This is a genomic window from Pseudomonas sp. Sample_22 (assembly GCF_004307635.1).
Classification (GTDB): domain Bacteria; phylum Pseudomonadota; class Gammaproteobacteria; order Pseudomonadales; family Pseudomonadaceae; genus Aquipseudomonas.
Genome location: NZ_RCNY01000072.1, coordinates 1 through 1,228 on the forward strand (window position 1 = coordinate 1; position 1,228 = coordinate 1,228).

General features: G+C 50.7%; 1 protein-coding gene. It reads left to right on the top strand.

All coding sequences use genetic code 11. The features are described from left to right. Positions 1–889: 889 nt before the first annotated feature. Positions 890–1,069 carry a carbon storage regulator CsrA gene (gene csrA, locus D8U73_RS18650; RefSeq protein WP_130905383.1) on the top strand — a complete coding sequence of 60 codons (180 nt, stop codon included), beginning with the start codon at positions 890–892 and terminating at the stop codon, positions 1,067–1,069. Positions 1,070–1,228 lie beyond the last annotated feature (159 nt).

The window sequence follows — 1,228 nt, forward strand, 5'->3', positions numbered from 1 at the left end:
GCTTCGCTAGCGTGGCGAGCCGTTGTAGGCCTTCGCGCTTAAATTCGTCAGAGTTGAGGGATTTCCCTACAGTCTTTGGGTGACGGTTACGTTTGAATGTTTATCGGAAACCGACAAACAGTGGCCCGGCGTGAGGCATCACTTCAGGGCCTTGCGCGTCGGTTTTCGCCTCTCTGCCCCTGCCGCATGAGCGGCATCAGAGCAAATGGGTTGCTTAGCACCGGCGAGCCCGGTACTTCGAAAATGGGAAGTCTTGGCGTGGTGATCGCTTGCGTCGTGCGATTAAATTGGCGCCGAGAAAGACAGTAGCGCTACACCCTCTCGCCTGCAGGCCCGGCATACTGCTCTCTTAATGACGCTGCTTTCTCTCGAATGGTGACGCTTTTAGCCCGTATTCCTCCCATCAGGATACGGGGTCTTTTTTCTTTCTGATCCAGGCTTGTCAATAGCTTGGATCTCCTGCCTGAGACGCAACTCATTAGCTCGAAGACATGCCGGCGTACTCGCCTTTATTGCAGGAGGCGCAGCTGCAAGCCCCTCTTCGGAGGAGTGAACGATTGACCAGCAGTGGTAGGACCAGGCTTGTTTCGCCTACTTGATCAGGATGATGACATTTTTTGTGCTACAGATGTTCTTGCGCTTGTGGGTGGCTCGTTGCGCGAGGCCAGCTGTAACTCGAACTACTGCCAGCATCGCTATAAGAAAAACCACAGCTTTTGTTAACTGCAGGCTTGGTGGGACGCAAGCCGCGCACCTCTTGAAGGATTTGCCTACAGACGCTGCTCTAGAAGATGGGGATGATGTGCGCGAGTGCATTAATTTTAAGCGTCACGCTACGCCGCTTGAAAGAACTGACGTAGAAAACAATTAACCACCCAAGGTAAACCTTATGCTTATTTTGATGCGCAAGATTGGCGAAAGCATTCATATTGGTGATGATATAACCATTACCGTACTTGGCATTGAAGGAATACAAGTGCGAATTGGCACTCATGCTCCGCGAACAGTGCCAGTGAACCGCCAAGAAGTCCTGCAGCGGGCTAAGGCAGAGGTTTTGAAGCAGTCATAAAGGCAGTGATGTTTTGTCGTTAAACGAGGACTCTTGCCCTGAAAAATGCCAAGAATTAATACTCAGCTGGGTGACTAGCGTCTAAACCTCGAAACCCTGAAAGCAAAGGATTAAATCGTGAAGCTACAATATCTCATCATTCCTTTGATGTGTCTTGCG

Excerpts from the sequence above, each read along its gene's own strand:
- csrA (WP_130905383.1), top strand. The coding sequence starts at position 890 with ATGCTTATTTTGATGCGCAAGATTGGCGAAAGCATTCATATTGGTGAT.